This window comes from Halorubrum salipaludis (genome assembly GCF_002286985.1).
In the GTDB taxonomy this organism is placed as follows: Archaea; Halobacteriota; Halobacteria; order Halobacteriales; family Haloferacaceae; genus Halorubrum; species Halorubrum salipaludis.
In genome coordinates, this window is record NZ_NSKC01000001.1 from 582,180 (window position 1) to 598,689 (window position 16,510).

The 16,510-nt window shown below is 70.3% G+C and carries 13 protein-coding genes, 1 tRNA gene and 1 rRNA gene; 6 read left to right on the forward strand and 9 right to left on the reverse strand.

Annotated elements, in window-relative coordinates; all coding sequences use genetic code 11:
• Nucleotides 1–35: 35 nt before the first annotated feature.
• Together CK500_RS02660 and CK500_RS02665 are read right to left on the reverse strand one after the other, a co-directional pair.
• Complete coding sequence (locus CK500_RS02660; protein ID WP_144049512.1) at nucleotides 36–1,826, reverse strand: glycosyltransferase family 2 protein; 1,791 nt, start codon at nucleotides 1,824–1,826, stop codon at nucleotides 36–38.
• A 105-nt stretch (nucleotides 1,827–1,931) separates the two neighbouring features.
• Complete coding sequence (locus CK500_RS02665; RefSeq protein WP_095635695.1) at nucleotides 1,932–2,870, reverse strand: DUF1616 domain-containing protein; 939 nt, start codon at nucleotides 2,868–2,870, stop codon at nucleotides 1,932–1,934.
• A gap of 144 nt (nucleotides 2,871–3,014) precedes the next feature.
• Between CK500_RS02665 and CK500_RS02670 the strand changes: the two genes are divergently transcribed.
• Nucleotides 3,015–3,878, forward strand: a complete 864-nt coding sequence (locus tag CK500_RS02670) for an endonuclease/exonuclease/phosphatase family protein (protein ID WP_095635696.1) — start codon at nucleotides 3,015–3,017, stop codon at nucleotides 3,876–3,878.
• A gap of 40 nt (nucleotides 3,879–3,918) precedes the next feature.
• On the opposite strand, the gene CK500_RS02675 is transcribed toward CK500_RS02670, so the two are convergent.
• Nucleotides 3,919–4,602, reverse strand: a complete 684-nt coding sequence (locus CK500_RS02675) for a DUF1028 domain-containing protein (RefSeq protein WP_095635697.1) — start codon at nucleotides 4,600–4,602, stop codon at nucleotides 3,919–3,921.
• 432 nt (nucleotides 4,603–5,034) lie between these two features.
• On the opposite strand from CK500_RS02675, the gene CK500_RS02680 reads away from it, so the two are divergent.
• From CK500_RS02680 to CK500_RS02695, 4 genes are read left to right on the forward strand one after another with little or no spacing between them, the layout of a single operon-like run.
• Nucleotides 5,035–7,110, forward strand: a complete 2,076-nt coding sequence (locus CK500_RS02680) for a PrkA family serine protein kinase (RefSeq protein ID WP_095635698.1) — start codon at nucleotides 5,035–5,037, stop codon at nucleotides 7,108–7,110.
• A gap of 1 nt (nucleotide 7,111) precedes the next feature.
• Complete coding sequence (locus CK500_RS02685; RefSeq protein ID WP_095635699.1) at nucleotides 7,112–9,550, forward strand: PrkA family serine protein kinase; 2,439 nt, start codon at nucleotides 7,112–7,114, stop codon at nucleotides 9,548–9,550.
• A complete protein-coding gene (locus tag CK500_RS02690; RefSeq protein WP_095635700.1) occupies nucleotides 9,541–10,923 on the forward strand; it encodes a DUF444 family protein in 1,383 nt (460 codons plus the stop codon). The genes CK500_RS02685 and CK500_RS02690 overlap by 10 nt, the downstream gene beginning before the upstream one ends.
• Nucleotides 10,920–13,001 (forward strand): SpoVR family protein, encoded by a 2,082-nt coding sequence (locus CK500_RS02695; RefSeq protein ID WP_095635701.1) that lies wholly within the window; start codon nucleotides 10,920–10,922, stop codon nucleotides 12,999–13,001. The genes CK500_RS02690 and CK500_RS02695 overlap by 4 nt, the downstream gene beginning before the upstream one ends.
• Before the next feature lie 150 nt (nucleotides 13,002–13,151).
• On the opposite strand, the gene CK500_RS02700 is transcribed toward CK500_RS02695, so the two are convergent.
• Together CK500_RS02700 and CK500_RS02705 are read right to left on the reverse strand one after the other, a co-directional pair.
• Nucleotides 13,152–13,850: an alpha/beta hydrolase gene (locus tag CK500_RS02700; RefSeq protein WP_095635702.1), complete on the reverse strand. Its 699-nt coding sequence runs from the start codon at nucleotides 13,848–13,850 to the stop codon at nucleotides 13,152–13,154.
• On the reverse strand, nucleotides 13,847–14,461 hold the full coding sequence (locus CK500_RS02705; protein ID WP_095635703.1) for a VOC family protein: 615 nt from the start codon (nucleotides 14,459–14,461) through the stop codon (nucleotides 13,847–13,849). The genes CK500_RS02700 and CK500_RS02705 overlap by 4 nt, the downstream gene beginning before the upstream one ends.
• 172 nt (nucleotides 14,462–14,633) lie before the next feature.
• Here CK500_RS02705 and CK500_RS17305 point away from each other — a divergent pair, with 172 nt between their 5' ends.
• Nucleotides 14,634–14,780: a hypothetical protein gene (locus CK500_RS17305; RefSeq protein WP_198951484.1), complete on the forward strand. Its 147-nt coding sequence runs from the start codon at nucleotides 14,634–14,636 to the stop codon at nucleotides 14,778–14,780.
• A gap of 43 nt (nucleotides 14,781–14,823) precedes the next feature.
• On the opposite strand, the gene CK500_RS02710 is transcribed toward CK500_RS17305, so the two are convergent.
• From CK500_RS02710 to rrf, 4 genes are all read right to left on the reverse strand, one after another.
• The gene (locus CK500_RS02710; protein ID WP_095635704.1) at nucleotides 14,824–15,033 is read right to left on the reverse strand and encodes a hypothetical protein; all 210 of its coding nucleotides are present in this window, start codon (nucleotides 15,031–15,033) and stop codon (nucleotides 14,824–14,826) included.
• Nucleotides 15,034–15,141: 108 nt separating this feature from the next.
• Nucleotides 15,142–15,630, reverse strand: a complete 489-nt coding sequence (locus CK500_RS02715; protein WP_095635731.1) for a hypothetical protein — start codon at nucleotides 15,628–15,630, stop codon at nucleotides 15,142–15,144.
• Between the two features lie 441 nt (nucleotides 15,631–16,071).
• A tRNA-Cys gene (locus tag CK500_RS02720) sits at nucleotides 16,072–16,147 on the reverse strand.
• 139 nt (nucleotides 16,148–16,286) lie between these two features.
• Nucleotides 16,287–16,408: ribosomal RNA gene (rrf, locus tag CK500_RS02725) — 5S ribosomal RNA — on the reverse strand.
• Nucleotides 16,409–16,510 lie beyond the last annotated feature (102 nt).

Here is a 16,510-nt window from a genome sequence, read left to right on the forward strand (position 1 = left end):
GCGTCGTCATACCGCGAGACAGTCGAGCCGACGGCTTATCCGTTTCCGTCCTCGTCGTCCCTCAGTCGCTTCATCGTCGGGTGCCTGTTCAGCACGTGCATCATCACCGCGGTGATACACAGCAGCAGCCCCCCGATCACGTACAGGATCGAGACGATCATCCGAGCGGGAATCAACACTCCCGTCTGCGAGAACTGAGCGAACAGCAGCACCGCAGCGACCGTTCCGAACAGCGTGACGATCGCACCGGGGAGCCCGAGGACGAGGAGCGGCCGACCGTACTCCACCGTCCAGAGGATGTTTCGAACCAGGTCGAGGCCGTGAGAGACCGATCCCTGCGAGCTGGCGTTCTCGACGTCGTAGGAGATGGTCGTCTCCACTTCCGAGACGCTGAGGCGCTTCCGGTGCGCGTGATAGAGGATGTCAGTGCTCGCCCCCATGTTGTCTCCTATCGACCGGTCGTTCGCGAGCGACTTGATCGCGTACCCGCTGTACGCCCGGTACCCGCTCTGGGTGTCGCGGATGAACCCGCTGGGGCGGAGGTTTCCGAGGCTGGCGTTCGTGAGGTGATTTATCACCGCCAGCCCGACCGACCGGACGAGCGGGATCCTCGTCGTCCGCTCGCCGACGTAGCGGCTCCCGATGACGATGTCGGTGCCCTCTCGCCGCTGCGTTTCGACGAGCCTCGGGATCTCCGCCGGGTCGTGTTGCCCGTCGGCGTCAATGACGACGAGGTGGGCCGCCCCCCGCTTCGCGGCCTCGCGGAAGAGCGTCTTGAGCGCCCCGCCGTACCCGCGGTTCCGCTCGTGAACCACGACCGTCGCGCCGGCCTCCCGGGCGCGTTCCGCCGTCTCGTCGGCGCTGCCGTCGTCGACGACGACGACCTCGTCGGCGTAGGCGGCGGTCCGCCTGACCACCTCGGCGATGCTCGCGGCGGCGTTGTACGCCGGGACGCCGACGACGACGGAGGGCGCCGACGCCGACTCCGTCCAGCTTTGGGGGATCGCGACGACCTCGTAGTCCGCGCGCTCGAACGCCGCCGCCGTCCGCTCGTAGTCGATGGGGGGACAGTCGCGCGTCTGGAAGACGATGCCGGCGAGGCCCCGCTCCCGCGCGGCCGTCGAGAGCGCCCGATGGAGGTCTCCCTGGGCGGCCCGCTTCGAGGGAGGGTCGATCACCACCGCGCCGATCCCCTCGAGCAGTTCGACCGTCTCCGCGTCCGGACCGCTCCCGGAGGCGGTCACGAGCACCGCGTGGCCGCGTCGCCGCGCACGCAGGACCGTCCCGATCGCGGCGTCCTCGTTCCCCGCCGTGAGCACGACGCCGATCGCCACGTCTCGGAGCATCGGGTGGGGGTCCGAGACCTCGGACGCGGCGATCACGGACTCCGACCCACCGTCGGTCCGCGCGGTCAACCGCCGCGCCTCCCCGTCGGCGTCCTCCCACGTGACGCGCGTCGAAGCGTCGCGGTCGGCGGGGCCCGACGAGACGCGTTCGACGGTCGGGCGCGGCAGCGACCGATCCGCCGGGCCGTCGAGCTGATAAACCAGCTCTCGGACGCCGTCCGAGTCGATCAGCTGATCGACGACGACTTCCCCGTCGGAGTAAGTCGCCTCCGGTCCGTCGGATCCTCCAGTCCCGACTGCGGCGCCCGCGACGCGCAGCGCGTGCGTCTCCGGAACGGCGTCGGCGATCGTCACGTCGGTCGGCTCGGCCCCGTCCGCCCGTACCGAGACCGTCACCAGCTGGCTGTCCGCCCCGATCCTGTGGGTCGATTTCGTCACCGCGACGTCCTCGTCCCCCTGTCTTGCATCAGTGTCTCCCATCTCGTCTCTCTCCGCGCCCACGACTCGCGTGCTCGTTACTCCCATACGGCGCGGGCAAGGTTAAATAAGCACACCCCTCCGGCCCGTCCGAGCGGGCGTTCCGTCTCACGCCGGCCGGACGGTGAGCCAGACGTGGACCTGTCGGACCGGCGAGTCGGATCCGTCCCGATAGAGGCGCGCGGTCAGTCGCAGCCGTTCGCCGACCGTCCGCGGTCGGACCGTCCGCCGGGTCACGTTCGTTTCGCCCGCCGAGACGCGGACGTCGAACCGGTCGAGCTCCCGCGACTCGTCGACGCTGACCGCGTCCCCCTCGACGGTGACGCGTTCGAGGCTGACGACGACGCGACCGTCGAAGTCTGACCGAAGCGTTCCGACGCCGACACCGAGCGTCGTCGGTTCGCCCGCGGTCGCGTTCGAGGGGTAGCTCCCGGCGACGAGGTCCCCGGAACCGTCCTCTCCGAGCACGTAGAACTCGGTGACTGAGGCGGTACCTGTCGACTCGTCGGCGACGACGCCGACCGCCCCGACCGCGGCGACGAGGACGACGAGCGTCAGCGCGACGCCGGCGAGCCCGTCGCCGAGCGCGACGGAGCGGACGCGGGCCCGAACCGCGTCGACGCTCGCACCGGCCTGAGCGGTCACCGGGAGACGGCGCCGTCGGTACCACGCGAGGGACGTGGCCCCGAGCGTGACGACCGACAGCCCGACGACGACGGCCGTTCGTCCGAACCCCCAGACGGTGAAATCGAGCGCCACGCCGACGAGGGCAACGGTGACGGTGCTCGCGGCGACGCTCAGGCCGAGCCGGGCCGTCCACGACGTCTGTCCCTCGGAGCGCGGCGCGGTCTCTCCGGCTCGCGGGAAGACCGCAGACACGAGGGCGTAGCCCGGTACGAGCAACACGAAAGGGAGGCCGAACGCCACTGCAATCGGGCGCCACTCCCCGAGTGGCGTGAACGCGACGCCGATCGCGAGCAGAACGCTCGCGACGACGGCGAAGAGATCCGCCGTACGCGGTCGACTGTTCCCCCCGACGTTCGACATAACACCCGATATCCGAGAGAGCATAAAAACGCGCTGGATACCAGGTACGGTGGGACGGAGATGACTGAGCGACCGGCCCCGCGGCATCGGGACCGGGCGATCGCTCCGCGCCTTTTAATCGCCTCCCCACCGACCCCCACGGTAATGACCGCGATTCGGGTGCTGAGCTACAACGTCCGCTACGCCAACCGCGGCGACCACCACGACGCGTGGCACGACCGGCGGGACGCCGTCGGGCGGCTCGTCCGCTTCCACCGCCCGGACGTCGCCGCCTTTCAGGAGCCGCTGCCCGAGCAGCGCGAGGACCTGCGCGAACGGCTGCCGGACTACGAGTTCGTCGGCCGGGGGCGCAAGGCCGACGGCGAGGGCGAGGGGTGTCCCATCGCGGTGCGGGCCGACCGCTTCGAGGTCCTCGACGGCGGCACGTTCTGGCTCTCCGAGACGCCGAGCGAGCCGTCGACCGGCTGGGACGCGGACTACCCGCGGATCGCGACGTGGGCGCGGGTCCGCGCGACCGACGGCGACGCCGCGCTCTTCCTCGTCAACACGCACTTCGACCACGTCAGCGCGCGGGCGCGCCGCGAGTCCGCCCGGCTGCTCCGCGAGCGGCTCCCCGGGCTAGCGGGAGGAGACGCCGGCGGCAACACCGGAGACGGGGCTAACGTGCAGTCTCCCGTCGTCCTCGTCGGCGACCTCAACTGCACGGCGGGATCGGATCCGCACCGGATCCTCGTCGGCGACGAGCCGGAGGCGGGGACGGAACCGGCCGCAGAGCCGGCCGACGGCGACCGACTCGCGCTCCGCGACGCGGCCGCGGCCGCCGACCTCCGGCACGGCCCGGAGACGAGCCTGACCGACTTCGCGCGGCTGATCGACGGGCGCCGGATCGACCACGCGCTCGTCTCGCCCGAGGTGGGCGTCGAGGCGTTCGCGACCCTCGCGGACCGCGACGACCGGGGGCGGTACCCCTCCGATCACCTGCCGATCCTCGCGCGGTTGGAGCTGTGAGACGCTCCCGGAGGCCGGACCCCGCGCGGACCGGCTCCTCCTACTCTTCGTCCGCGTACTTTGCCAACACCGCCTCGTAGCCGCGCTTCGCCGTCTCGTACGTCTCTCGGAGGTCGGCGACCGGCGTCTCGCTCGCGTCGACGCGGAGGTCGTTGTAGTAGGGGTCGTCGGCCTCCGCTTCCGTGTTCGTCACCTGCAGCGCCGCGGACTGGACCTCGAGGTCTTCCCGCTTGTCGCCGCCGGCCTCGTGGCCGGCCGCGAGCGCGTCGATCAGCCGCTCGGCCAGCGGGGCGTCGCCGTGGGCGTCCGACTCGTAGGCGGCCGCGGTGTCGTCGATCACGTCTTCGCCCGTCAGCAGGTTGCCCGCGACCGTGTAGTTCTCGCCGACGACGTGGCCGTACCAGTCGTTGCACTCCTCGCCGGAGAACGCGAACGTCCCGTCGGCGTCGACGCCGTGGAGCTGGCGCTGGGGCTTCCCCTCGTCGGCGTTTAAGAGGGCCTCCAGGGCGTCGTCGACCGCGAGCCCGTCCCCGAGGTACTCGATCCCCTTCCGCCCGAGCTCGACGTTGACGAGCGACTGTGTCGCCACCGCGCCGTCCGGCGACGCGAACGGACACAGCGTCCCGACGCCCGGCAGGCGCGTGGTCACCGCCACGCCGTACCGGACCTGGTCGCCGCCGTCGTCGTCCGTGTACCGCTCGCGAACGCAGATGCTGAACGTCACACCCGTCGTGGGGCGGCGACCGGCAAAAGGCTGCGCTCCGGGGGCGGCGTTACCGCTTTCGGCGCGCCTCGCCGGTCGGAAAGCGCAATCACGGGGCGTGAGACGGCCGATAGCCGATGAACCGTCGAGACGGGAAACCGCCCGCCGCGAGGACGATCGAGTGAGTACGTGCCACGGTAACTGCCGACACACTTATGAGTGAGAATCCCTCCCATACATATAGCCTCGGTTACGGGCGAACCGGCGACCCGCGGCGGGTCCCCTCGACGACAGCGGCGTTCGCGGCTTCATGAGCCGTCGTTCCGGCACGGAGAGCCGCGCTGCTCCCCGGCGCGGGCCCCACACGGGTCCAGGGCGAGTCCGGCGACGGCCGGACCGCGATCGACCGCGTCCCGGTCGTCGAGTCCCCGCCCGTCCGAGCGACGTGATACAATGCCAGACCGACACACGCTCGAACGGCTCAGCGAGGAGTACCGGACGAACGTCCCGGACGACCTCCGGGAACCCCGCTCGTTCGACTGGTACCTCGACGCGCTGTACGAGGAGCCGCGGATCGCGCGGAACGCTCACCAGCGCGTCGCGGACATGTTCGACCACTACGGCACCCGCTACGACGAGGAGCGCGGCGTCGTCGAGTACGGGCTCGCCGCGGACGACCCGCTCCACGACGGCGAGAACGTCTTCTACGGCCGCGAGGTCCACGAGGCGATCCACGAGTTCGTCAACAAGGTGAAGTCCGGTGCCCGCGGCCTCGGGCCGGAAAAGCGGATCAAGCTCCTCCTGGGCCCCGTCGGCTCCGGGAAGTCGCACTTCGACTGGCTGGTCCGCCGCTACTTCGAGGCGTACACCCGCGAGGAGGCCGGCCGGATGTACACCTTCCGGTGGGTCGACCTCTGTTCCGTGATCGACGACCAGGACCCCGGCGACGACGTGGTCCGGTCGCCGATGAACCAAGACCCGCTCGTGCTCATCCCGCGCGAGCAGCGCGAGCGCGTGATAGCGGAGATCAACGAGCGGCTCGACGCCCCCTACACCCTCCGGAACGACCAGCACCCGGACCCGGCCTCGGAGTTCTACCTGAACGAGCTGCTCGCCCACTACGACGACGACCTGGAGCGCGTCCTCGACGAGCACGTCGAGGTCGTCCGGCTCGTCGCCGACGAGAACCGCCGGGAGTGCATCGAGACGTTCGAGCCGAAGGACAAGAAGAACCAGGACGAGACGGAGCTCACCGGCGACGTCAACTACGCGAAGCTCGCGGTGTACGGCGAGTCCGACCCGCGCGCGTTCGACTACGCCGGCGCGTTCTGTAACGCCAACCGCGGGCTGTTCTCCGGCGAGGAGCTGCTCAAACTCCAGCGGGAGTTCCTCTACGACTTCCTGCACGCCTCCCAGGAGTCGACGATCAAGCCGAAGAACAACCCCCGGATCGACATCGATCAGGTGATCGTCGGCCGGACGAACATGCCGGAGTACCGCGAGAAGACCGGCGACGAGAAGATGGAGGCGTTCAACGACCGGACCAAGCGGATCGACTACCCCTACGTGCTGGAGTACGACAGCGAGGCGGAGATCTACCGCAAGATGCTCGACAACGCCGACGTGCCCAATGTCCACGTCGAGCCGCACGCCCTGGAGATGGCCGGGCTCTTCGGCGTGCTCACCCGCCTGGAGGAGCCGACCGACGAGACGGTGAGCCTCCTCGACAAGGCGAAGGCGTACAACGGCGAGCTCGAAGACGAGGAGATCGACCGCCGGAAGCTCCGCGAAGACGCCGCCGAGTCCGCGGACGTGGGCGAGGGGATGGACGGCATCTCCGCGCGGTTCGTCGGCGACGAGATCGCCGAGGCGATCATGGATGCCACCCACCGCGACCGCACCTATCTCTCGCCGCTGTCCGTCTTCGACCACTTCGAGGCGAACCTCGGCGGCCACGGCTCGATCGCGGAGTCCGACCTCGACCGGTACGAGCGCCTCTTAGAGACCGTCCGCGAGGAGTACCGCGAGCGCGCCATCGAGGACGTGCGCCACGCGTTGGCGTACGACGTGGACGAGCTCCGCCGGCAGGGCGAGAAGTACATGGACCACGTGATGGCGTACATCGACGACGCCACCGTCGACGACGAGCTGACGGGGAGGGAGACCGAGCCGGACGAGACGTTCCTGCGCGCGGTCGAGGAGCAGCTCGACGTGCCCTCGGACCGGAAGGACGACTTCCGGCAGGAGGTGTCGAACTGGGTCTCCCGGCGTGCCCGCGAGGGGCGCGGCTTCGACCCGCGGGAGAACGACCGGCTCCGGCGCGCCTTAGAGCGCAAGCTCTGGGAGGACAAGAAGCACAACATCAACTTCTCGGCGCTGGTCTCCGCGACCGACCTCGACGACGAGGAGCGGAGCGCGTGGGTCGACGCCTTAGTCGACCGCGGCTACTCCGAGGACGGCGCCGCCGAGGTGCTGGAGTACGCGGGCGCGGCCGTCGCCCGCTCCGAGATCGAGGACGGCGGGGACTGAGATGACCGGACGCGATCCGCCGGACGGCGACGCGTTCGTCCGCGACGCCGACGAGGCACTCCGGGGGGCGTACGACCCGCCGATGAGCCTCGAGGAGTACGTCGACCGGGTGTTGGAAAATCCGACCGCGGCCGCCTCCGGCGCGCGGTACCTCCTCGCCGCCGTCGAGTCGCAGGGGACCCGCGAGGTCCGCGAGCGCGGCGAGCGGCTGGAGCGGTACCGGTTCTTCGACGATCCGTTCAACGACGGCGAACACGCCGTGTTGGGCAACACCGCCGCGCTCAACGCGTTCGTCGACGACCTCAGAGCCGCCGCCGCGGGGCGCGGCAACGACGAGACGATCGTCTGGATCGACGGCCCCACGGCCACCGGGAAGTCGGAGTTCAAGCGGTGTCTGGTGAACGGGCTCCGGGAGTTCTCGAAGACCGAGGCCGGGCGGCGCTACACCGTCGAGTGGAACGTCACCGGGGCCGGGGGCGGCGGGAGCGGGACGGGCGCCGCCTCGCTCTCGTACGGCGACGGCGGCGACGCCGGGGCGTGGTACCGGAGCCCCGTCCAGACGCACCCCCTCTCGGTGTTCCCGGAGGCGGTCCGGGAGTCGATCGCCGACGCCGTCGACGACGACGCCTACCCGATCGCGGCCGACGTGGATCTCGACCCGTTCAGCCGCGAGGCGTACGACCACCTCGAGTCGGCCTACCGCGACGAGGGGCGCCGGGACCTGTTCTCGGCGATCACCGACCGCGACCACCTCCGCGTGACGAGCTACGTCGTCGACGTGGGCGAGGGGATCGGCGTGCTCCACGCCGAGGACGACGGGAGCCCGAAGGAGCGGCTCGTCGGCTCGTGGATGGGCGGGATGCTCCGCGAGCTCGACTCGCGGGGCCGGAAGAACCCGCAGGCGTTCAGCTACGACGGCGTGCTCTCGCAGGGCAACGGGGTCGCGACCGTCGTCGAGGACGCCAGCCAGCACGCCGACCTCCTCCGCCGGCTCCTCAACGTCCCCGACGAGCGGCGCGTGAAGCTCGACAAGGGGATCGGGATGGATCTGGACACCCAGCTCATCGTTATCTCGAACCCCGACCTCGACGCCGAGCTCGACCGCCACGCGGAGCGCGAGGGCGCGGACCCGCTGAAGGCGCTGAAGCGCCGGCTCACCCGCCACGAGTTCCGCTACCTCACGAACAGGCGGCTGGAGGCGGAGCTGCTGCGCCGCGAGGTCGGCGGGCCGCGCGGCGTGCCGACCGTCGACGGGGTCGAGGAGGACGAGGCCGGGGGGGACGGGCGCGAGACGGAGCGCGACCCCGCGAACGAACCCGGCGCGGCGGCGCTCACGGTCGGCGTCCGCGACGGCGACGGCGGCGTGACGGAACGCGAGCTCGCGCCCCACGCGGTCGGGGCCGCCGCGCTGTACGCGGTCGTCACGCGGCTCGACACCGACGACCTCCCCGCGGAGATCGACCTCGTCGAGAAGGCGGAGCTGTACGAGGCCGGCGAGATCCGGCGCGAGCGGGACGGCGAGGAGGAGCGGATCGCCGTCGACGACGTCGAGTTCGGCGACGGCGACGGTCGGAACGGGGTCCCGGTCACCTACGTCCGGGACGCCATCGCGGAGCTGCTCGGGTCCGACGCCGACCGGAGCCACCCGGAGCTGCCGGTCGAGCGGGTGGTCACGCCGACGGACGTGCTCGACGCGATGGCCGAGGGGCTCGCCGACGCGCCGGTGTTCTCGCGGTCGGAGGTCGCGGAGTTCGAGAGCCGGCGGGCGCCCGTCGCCGAGCGCGTGCGCGAGCGCCAGCGGGCGGACGTGGTCGACGCGGTGCTCGCGGCGGAGACCGTTCCGGAGGCGACCGTGGCGGAGTACGTCGAACACGTGTACGCGTGGGACGCCGACGAGCCGGTCGAGACCGAGCGCGGCCCGGAGGAGCCGGACGCGCTCGCGATGAAGGTGTTCGAGACGGAGACGCTCGGCCGGTTCGACGAGGGCGACTACCGCGGGACCGACCCCACGGAGCCGGTCGCGACGTTCCGGCGCGAGCGGGTGATCCGCGCGCTGACCCGGTACGCGTGGCGGAACCGCGGCGACGCGTTCAGCGTCGACGACGTGGCGCTCGGCGAGATCCCGGAGCTGAAGGCGGTGCTGGAGTCGAACGACCTCGCTGACGTGAAGCGGCGGTTCCCGGACCTCGACCCCGCCGAGTGGGCCGACCCGCCGGCCGACACCGAGACGGAGCGGGCGAAGGCGGCGACGATAGACCGGCTCGTGGACCGGGGGTACAGCCCCGCGTCGGCCGAGCTGACGAGCCGCGCCGTGATGCGAAGCGTCCGCGACGAGTGGGCGGAGCTGACCGCCGACGGCGGCGCCGGCGGCGGGACTCCCCCGGACGGGCGGGAGGACGACCGCGCCGGCCGGAACGGGGGTGGTCGGTCGTGGGACTGACCGAGGACCGCGAGCGCTTCCGCGAGGTCGGCGAGGAGCGCCGCGAGGACCTCGCGGAGTTCATCAGCCACGGCGACCTCGGCGGCTCCGGTCCCGATCGAGTGAGGATCCCCGTCAAGATCGTCGACCTCCCGGAGTTCGAGTACGATCGGCGAGAGGCCGGTGGCGTCGGGCAGGGCGGGGACGGCCAGCCGCAGCCCGGCCAGCCGGTCGAGCCCGAGCCCGGCGGCGACGAGGAGGGCGACCCCGGCGAGGAGGGCGGCGAACACGAGTATTACGAGATGGACCCCGAGGAGTTCGCGCGCGAGCTCGACGAGGCGCTCGGGCTCGACCTCGAACCGAAGGGGAAGCGGGTGGTCGAGGAGGTTGAGGGCGACTTCACCGACACCGCCCGCGCCGGCCCGCGCGGGACCCTCGACGTCGACGAGTTCTTCAAGCGCGGGCTGAAGCGCCACCTCGCGACCGACTTCGACGAGGAGTACGTCCGGGAGGGGCTGTTCGTCGCCGGCGCCGACGTGGACGACGTCTTCGCGTGGGCACGGGGAGAGGGCGTGCCCGTCTCGCGGGCGTGGATCGCCGACGCCGCGGCGACCGCGGCCGAAGCGCACGGAGAGCCGGTCGAAGCGCTCGACCGGTGGGAGAGCTTCGACGCGCTCGACGACGAGGTCGACCGCGAACCCGCCACGCACCGGATCCGGCGGGAGGGGCTCGACAGCGTCCCCTTCCGCCGGGAGGACGAGCGCTTCCGCCACCCGGAGGTGATCGAGAAGCGCGAGCGCAACGTGGTCGTGGTGAACGTCCGGGACGCCTCCGGGTCGATGCGGGAGACGAAACGCGAGCTCGTCGAGCGGGTGTTCACCCCGATGGACTGGTACCTGACCGGGAAGTACGACGCCGCGGAGTTCCGGTACGTCGTCCACGACGCGGAGGCGTGGGAGGTCGACCGCGAGGAGTTCTTCGGGATCCAGTCGGGCGGCGGGACGAAGATCTCGAGCGCCTACGAGCTGGTCGAAGAACTCCTCGAGGAGTACCCCTACAGCGAGTGGAACCGCTACGTGTTCGCGGCCGGCGACTCCGAGAACGCCGGCAGCGACACGACCGACTCCGTGATCCCGCTGATGGAGTCGATCGACGCCAACCTCCACGCGTACGTGGAGACGCAGCCGGGCGGCGCCGCGCCGAACGCGCGCCACGCCGACGAGGTCGAGGACGCGCTGGGCGACGCCGACGACGTCGCCGTCGCGCGCGTGTCGGAGCCCGACGACGTGACCGACGCCATCTACGAGATCCTCAGCACGGAAGGAGAGGGCAGCGGTGATTCGACCGCCGGTGAGGCGGCGAGGGGGCGGACCGACGGGGGTGGGGGCCGATGAGGGACGAGCGCGTGGAGGCGAAACGCGAGGCCGACGCGCTCGACGAGCCCGCCGCGGAGGCCCGCGAGCTGGCCGAGCGGCTCGGACTGGAGCCGTACCCGGTGCGGTACTGGGTCGTCGACCACGACGAGATGAACGAGCTGATCGCGTACGGCGGCTTCCAGCGGCGCTACCCCCACTGGCGGTGGGGGATGAACTACGAGCAACAGCGGAAGAAGGACCGTCACGGGCTCGGAAAGGCGTTCGAGATCGTCAACAACGACGACCCGAGCCACGCGTTCCTCCAGGAGTCGAACTCGCCCGCCGACCAGAAGGCCGTGATCACCCACGTCGAGGCGCACGCCGACTTCTTCGCGAACAACCGGTGGTTCGGGCTGTACGCCGACCGCGGCGAGGACGGGCCGAACGCCGCGGCGCGGCTGGAGCGCAACGCCGACCGGATCGCGGCGATCGCTGACCGCCCCGACGTCGACCGCGACGAGGTCGAGCGCCTGATCGACGCCGTCTCGGCGCTGGAGGACACGATCGACCAGCACAGCCCCGTCGACGCCGCGCGCTCGGTCGAGAAGCCGGGCGTCGCCGACGACGTGAGCGACCCCGACGGCGACGCGCTCGCGGCGATCCAAGACCGGATCGACGAGCTCGACCTCTCCGAGGAGGTGCGCCGCGACGTGTTCGACGACGAGTGGCTGGAAGCCAGAGGCGAGGGGATCGAGCCGGAGGAGCCGCGCCCGGACGTGCTCGCGTTCCTGCGCGACTACGGGAAGCGGTACGACCCCGACAGCGGGAAGGCGGTCGATCGCGAGCCGTGGGAGACGACCATCATCGACGCGCTCCGCGAGGAGGCGTACTACTTCGCAGGTCAGAAGCAGACGAAGGTGATGAACGAGGGGTGGGCAACATATTGGGAATCCGTCATGATGGGCGGCGAGGGATTCGCCGGCCCCGACGAGTTCCTCACGTACGCCGACCACATGTCGCGGGTGCTCGGCTCGCCGGGGCTCAACCCGTACAAGCTCGGGTTCGAGCTGTGGACGCACGTGGAGCTGCGGGCCGCCCGCCGCGACGTGATCGACAAGCTGCTCCGCGTCGAGGGGGTGACGCCCGAGAACTTCCACTCGCGGATCGACCTCGATCGGGTCGCCGACGCGCTCGAACCCCACCCCGCGATCGCCGGGGCGGGACCGGCGACGCTCGACGAACTCGCCGACCTCGCCGCCGAGGGCGACCCGCGCGTCGACGGCGAGGCGGTCGACCGAGCGCTGTCGGCCCGGAGCGAGGAGGAGTCGGCGGGCGACGACGGCGAGACCGCTCCCGACGCCGGGCCGGACGTCGAGCGCTACCCCTGGAAGCTGCTCACGCGCGAGGGGCTCGCGGAGCGCCACTACGTCCTGTCGCGGCCCGAACACCGTGGCGCCCTCCGGAACGTCTCGCGGGAGACGCTCGCCGAGCGGGCCCGGTACATGTTCGACGTCGACCGGTACGCGACCGTCGACGAGGCGCTCGCCGACGCGGACCGCGCGGCCGGCTGGGACCGCATGCTGGAGATCCGTGAGAGCCACAACGACGTGACGTTCATCGACGCGTTCCTCACCGACGAGTTCGTGCGCGAGCGGAACTACTTCACCTACGAGTACAGCCGGGCGACCGAACGGCACCGCGTCGCCAGCGTCGACGCCGACGACGTGCGGAAGAAGCTCCTGCTCCGGTTCACGAACTTCGGGAAGCCGACGATCGTCGTCTTGGACGGGAACTTCCGGAACCGGGGAGAGCTCCTCTTGGGCCACCGGTACAACGGCATCTCCCTCGACGAGGAGTCGGCGAAGGCGACCTTAGAGCGCGTCTTCGAGCTGTGGGGTCGGCCGGTGAACCTCGCGACGATCCGGGTCGAGTACTCCGACGAGGCGATCCGGCGCGCCAAGCGACGGGGCACCGAGCCGGAGGGCGAGGAGGTCGGCGTACGCCTCCAGTACGACGGCGGCGAGGTGACCGAACACGACCTCGACCCGGCGATCAGAGAGCGGATCGAAGCCGACGAGGTCGACTACGACACGAAGCCGGACGACTGGCTAGCGTGACGAGCGCGGGAAAAAAGCGGGAGCGCAGGGACACGGACGATCGGTCGTAACCGGCCGCGACCGCCGAGACACGGACGTTCGATCGCAACCGGCCGCGACCGAGCGCAACCGGCCGCGACCGAGCGCAACCGGCCGCGAACGACCGCCGCCTTACACCAGGTCGGCGACCATCGCGGAGACGGCGTCCGTCTCCTCCTCGTTGATCCCGTGACCCATCCCCTCGTAGATCCGTTCGTCGACATCGCCGCCGAGCGCCTCCAAGACCTCGGTCGTCTCGTGGACCCGCTCCTCGGGAATGTGCGGATCCACGTCGCTGCAGCCGAGGAACGCCGGCGTCCCCGCGAGCGCGTCGGCCGCCTCCCCGTCGACTGCGGCCGCCGCGTGAGAGACGTAGTCGTCGCGGTCGATCGACTCGCCGATGAGCCCCCCGCTGAGGACCGCGAGCCCGCCGTACCGGGTCGGGTTCCGCGCGACGAACTCGCTCGCCAGGCAGGCGCCCTGCGAGAACCCGCCGACGAGGACCCGCTCGGTCGGGATCCCAGCGTCCGTCGCGGCCTCGACCGCTCGCCCGACCGCCCGCAGCCCGGAGCTCCGACCGGGCTCGTTGTCCGCGACTGGGGCGAGGAAAGAGTTCGGGTACCAGGTGTTCGCCGCCGCCTGCGGCGCGAAGATCGCGACGTCGCCGTCGCCCGCGATCTGCTCTCCGAACTCGACGATGCTGCGCGCCGTCGCGCCGCGCCCGTGGACGAGGACGACGGCGGCGTCCGCCGCCTCGACCGCGGCGCCGGCCGTCACCAGCGGTTCGTCGGCGTGCGGGTCGTCGCCCGCGTGTGGAGTACGCCCGCTCATACGCCGACGCCCGCGTCTGCGTCGGGGAGGTCGTGTTTTATCACCGGGAGGCCGAGCTCCTCTAGGGCCCCCTTCATGTGCCGGTCCTGCGCGAAGTCCGCGCCGTCCTCCTCGCGGAGCCGCTGGGCGGTCGCAAGCACCTCGCCCTTGCGGTCGTCCGGAATCTCGTACTTGTCGGCGGAGAGCTCGATGACGAGGCCGTTGTTGTCCTGCGTGTAGATCGAGTGGAAGATCCCGCGGTCGAACACGTTGTACCCCTTGCCGGCCTCCTCTAACGCCGCCATGATCTCCTCGTACTCGTCGGGCTCGACGCTGAAACAGAGGTGATGGACAGCGCCGGTGCCGGCGCGCTGACCGCGCGCGGAGGGGCGGTCGTCGCTCACGAAGAACGTCAAGATTCGTCCGTCGCCGGTGTCGAAGAACAGGTGGGTCTGCGAGGGGTCATCGAGGTTCGGCTGGCGGAGGACGAGCGGCATGCCGAGCAGGTCGCGGTAGAAGGCGATCGTGTCGGCCTCGTTGCTCCCCCAGACGGTGATGTGGTCGGTTCCGGTGGTGTGGAACGGTGCGTCCGGAAGCTCCGTCGTGACCGGAGCCGGGCTGTCGTCGCTCATACCACCGATAGGAGGTCGACACGGATAAAAGCGAGAGGGACCGCCGCGCCACCCGCTGACACCGGTGTTATCCGGGCGCGGACCCGGCTCGGAAAGCGGTGCAGACGGCTCGCCCGGGGCGGCGGCGACGCCGAAGCGAACCGCTTAATCCGAACAGGGCGAACCGAGAGGCATGGAGATACTGCTACACTCCGGACTCGAACACCCGAACACCCTGTGGATCGCGATCGCCGCGGTCGTCTCGTTCGTTCTCGGCGTCGTCTCGGCCACGTACGGCCGGCGGCTCACGGCCCCCTTCCGAGAGTCCGCGGAGGAGTGACCGAGAGCGGTCGAGCCGGGACTCCGACCGTCGAACCGGCCGACTACGAGCCCTGCCAGACCGGCGGGGCAACGCCGAGCGCCCGAACGACGGGCGGGTAGCCGAACGCGACGACGAACACGAGAAGCATCGACGGGAGAAACGAGAGCGAGCCGACGAGACGCTCGACCGCCGCCAACACGACGAACATCACGACGAACATCACGCCCCAGTGCGGGGCGAGCTGACGGACTTTCTCCGCGGTATCGGTCATACGCCTCGGAACGGGACGGACGGATATAGGTTGTCGGTCGCGCGGACGGAGTCGAAAACGGAAACAGAAAGCGAACGGCACCCGCGGAGGGCCCGCCCGCAGAGGAGATCAGTACCGCGAGGGGATGAACGCCGCCGAGAGCAGCAGTACGACCGAGAACAGCCCGAGGATCAGCACGCGGGTCAGCCCGGAGTTGTACTGTTCGAACTGGTCGATCTCCGCGACTTGCGCCTCGTACCCGTCGATGTCCGACGACAGCGTCAGCGTCGCGGTGCCGTCGGGGAAGTTCGCGACGAAGTCCGTCTCACCGAGCGTCACCATGGACTCGTCTTCGACCTCTATCTCGCCGCCCTCCGACCCCTCTTGTTCGATCGTCGCCACGATCGAGGTCTCGGCGCTCCCGCCGTGGCCGCCACCGCCTTCTTCCACCTCGGAGATGTCGGCCACGACGTACTCCGCGCCGTCCACTTCGAACGAGTCACCGGCGGACAGTTCGTAGTCGGGATTCTCGAACGCGACCTCCGGACTCTCGGCCGTTACGGTGAGCACACCGGCCACGCCCGCGACGAGAAGGAAGAGCGCGGCGTACACGGCCACAGCGCGTCGTTGCATAGTTCCAGCATGGGTCACCCGGTGTATAACGGTTACTAAGCCGTGCTCTCGAAACGCGAAACGGAGCGACGCGGAGCGCGGATCGCCACGGCACGCCGATCCGTAGGCCTCGATGAATTCCTCTCGATGCCAGGCGACGAACTCGGGAGAGAGAGCAAGTGAGGCGGTTCGGAAGCCCACGCGCTCACGACGCGAAGGAAGACACGCCCGGGCATCCGGCTCGGAACGGCCGACGCCGTCGCCGAGGCCGCGGTTCGAGACCGGACGTGCCGTCGTGGTCACGGCCGACCAACTGCCGCACCACACCGCGCGCTTCCGCGACGAGGTCAGCTCCCGCGAAGTGTTCGACGGGAACGACTTCTGAGAGAGGGGACAGCGATCACCCGATTCGGCGAGCGAACCGCTGTCGGAACGACGTTCGAAGAAAGCCAAGGGCCGGATTTGAACCGGCGTTGGGCGGCTCTGCAGGCCGCTGCGTCTGACCAGACTCTGCCACCTTGGCGCTATCGAAGGTACCGCAGTCGAGCGTTTAAGCCTAGCGGTCGCGTGCGGTAGACAGCACTGCCGCTCGCCGTACAGCAAATTAGCCCACGGACACGGTGTCCGTGGGCTGTGTGTGGGAGTATTCTCCCGTATGAATGGGCAGGCGGCGAACCGCGGTTCCCAGAGGATCGCTCACTCCAGTACTTCCCGGTACGCTGGTGGGCTTAACTTCCGTGTTCGGAATGGGTACGGGTGTTCCCCCACCGCTCTGGCCGCCTTTACGCCGACTCTCGGACTCGAACCGAGACTCTCTCCACAATCTGTGGAAGAGACGCCTGTGTCGGTGGTTCCGACCTCTCGATCGGCCGACCGTGTATGCGTG

What these genes read in the sequence shown, in the direction of transcription:
- CK500_RS02695 (WP_095635701.1), top strand. Translation starts at nt 10,920, where the DNA reads ATGAGGGACGAGCGCGTGGAGGCGAAACGCGAGGCCGACGCGCTCGAC.
- CK500_RS02700 (WP_095635702.1), bottom strand. Translation starts at nt 13,850, where the DNA reads ATGAGCGGGCGTACTCCACACGCGGGCGACGACCCGCACGCCGACGAA.
- CK500_RS02680 (WP_095635698.1), top strand. Translation starts at nt 5,035, where the DNA reads ATGCCAGACCGACACACGCTCGAACGGCTCAGCGAGGAGTACCGGACG.
- CK500_RS02670 (WP_095635696.1), top strand. Translation starts at nt 3,015, where the DNA reads ATGACCGCGATTCGGGTGCTGAGCTACAACGTCCGCTACGCCAACCGC.
- CK500_RS02705 (WP_095635703.1), bottom strand. Translation starts at nt 14,461, where the DNA reads ATGAGCGACGACAGCCCGGCTCCGGTCACGACGGAGCTTCCGGACGCA.
- CK500_RS02665 (WP_095635695.1), bottom strand. Translation starts at nt 2,870, where the DNA reads ATGTCGAACGTCGGGGGGAACAGTCGACCGCGTACGGCGGATCTCTTC.
- CK500_RS02685 (WP_095635699.1), top strand. Translation starts at nt 7,112, where the DNA reads ATGACCGGACGCGATCCGCCGGACGGCGACGCGTTCGTCCGCGACGCC.
- CK500_RS17305 (WP_198951484.1), top strand. Translation starts at nt 14,634, where the DNA reads ATGGAGATACTGCTACACTCCGGACTCGAACACCCGAACACCCTGTGG.
- CK500_RS02710 (WP_095635704.1), bottom strand. Translation starts at nt 15,033, where the DNA reads ATGACCGATACCGCGGAGAAAGTCCGTCAGCTCGCCCCGCACTGGGGC.
- CK500_RS02660 (WP_144049512.1), bottom strand. Translation starts at nt 1,826, where the DNA reads ATGGGAGACACTGATGCAAGACAGGGGGACGAGGACGTCGCGGTGACG.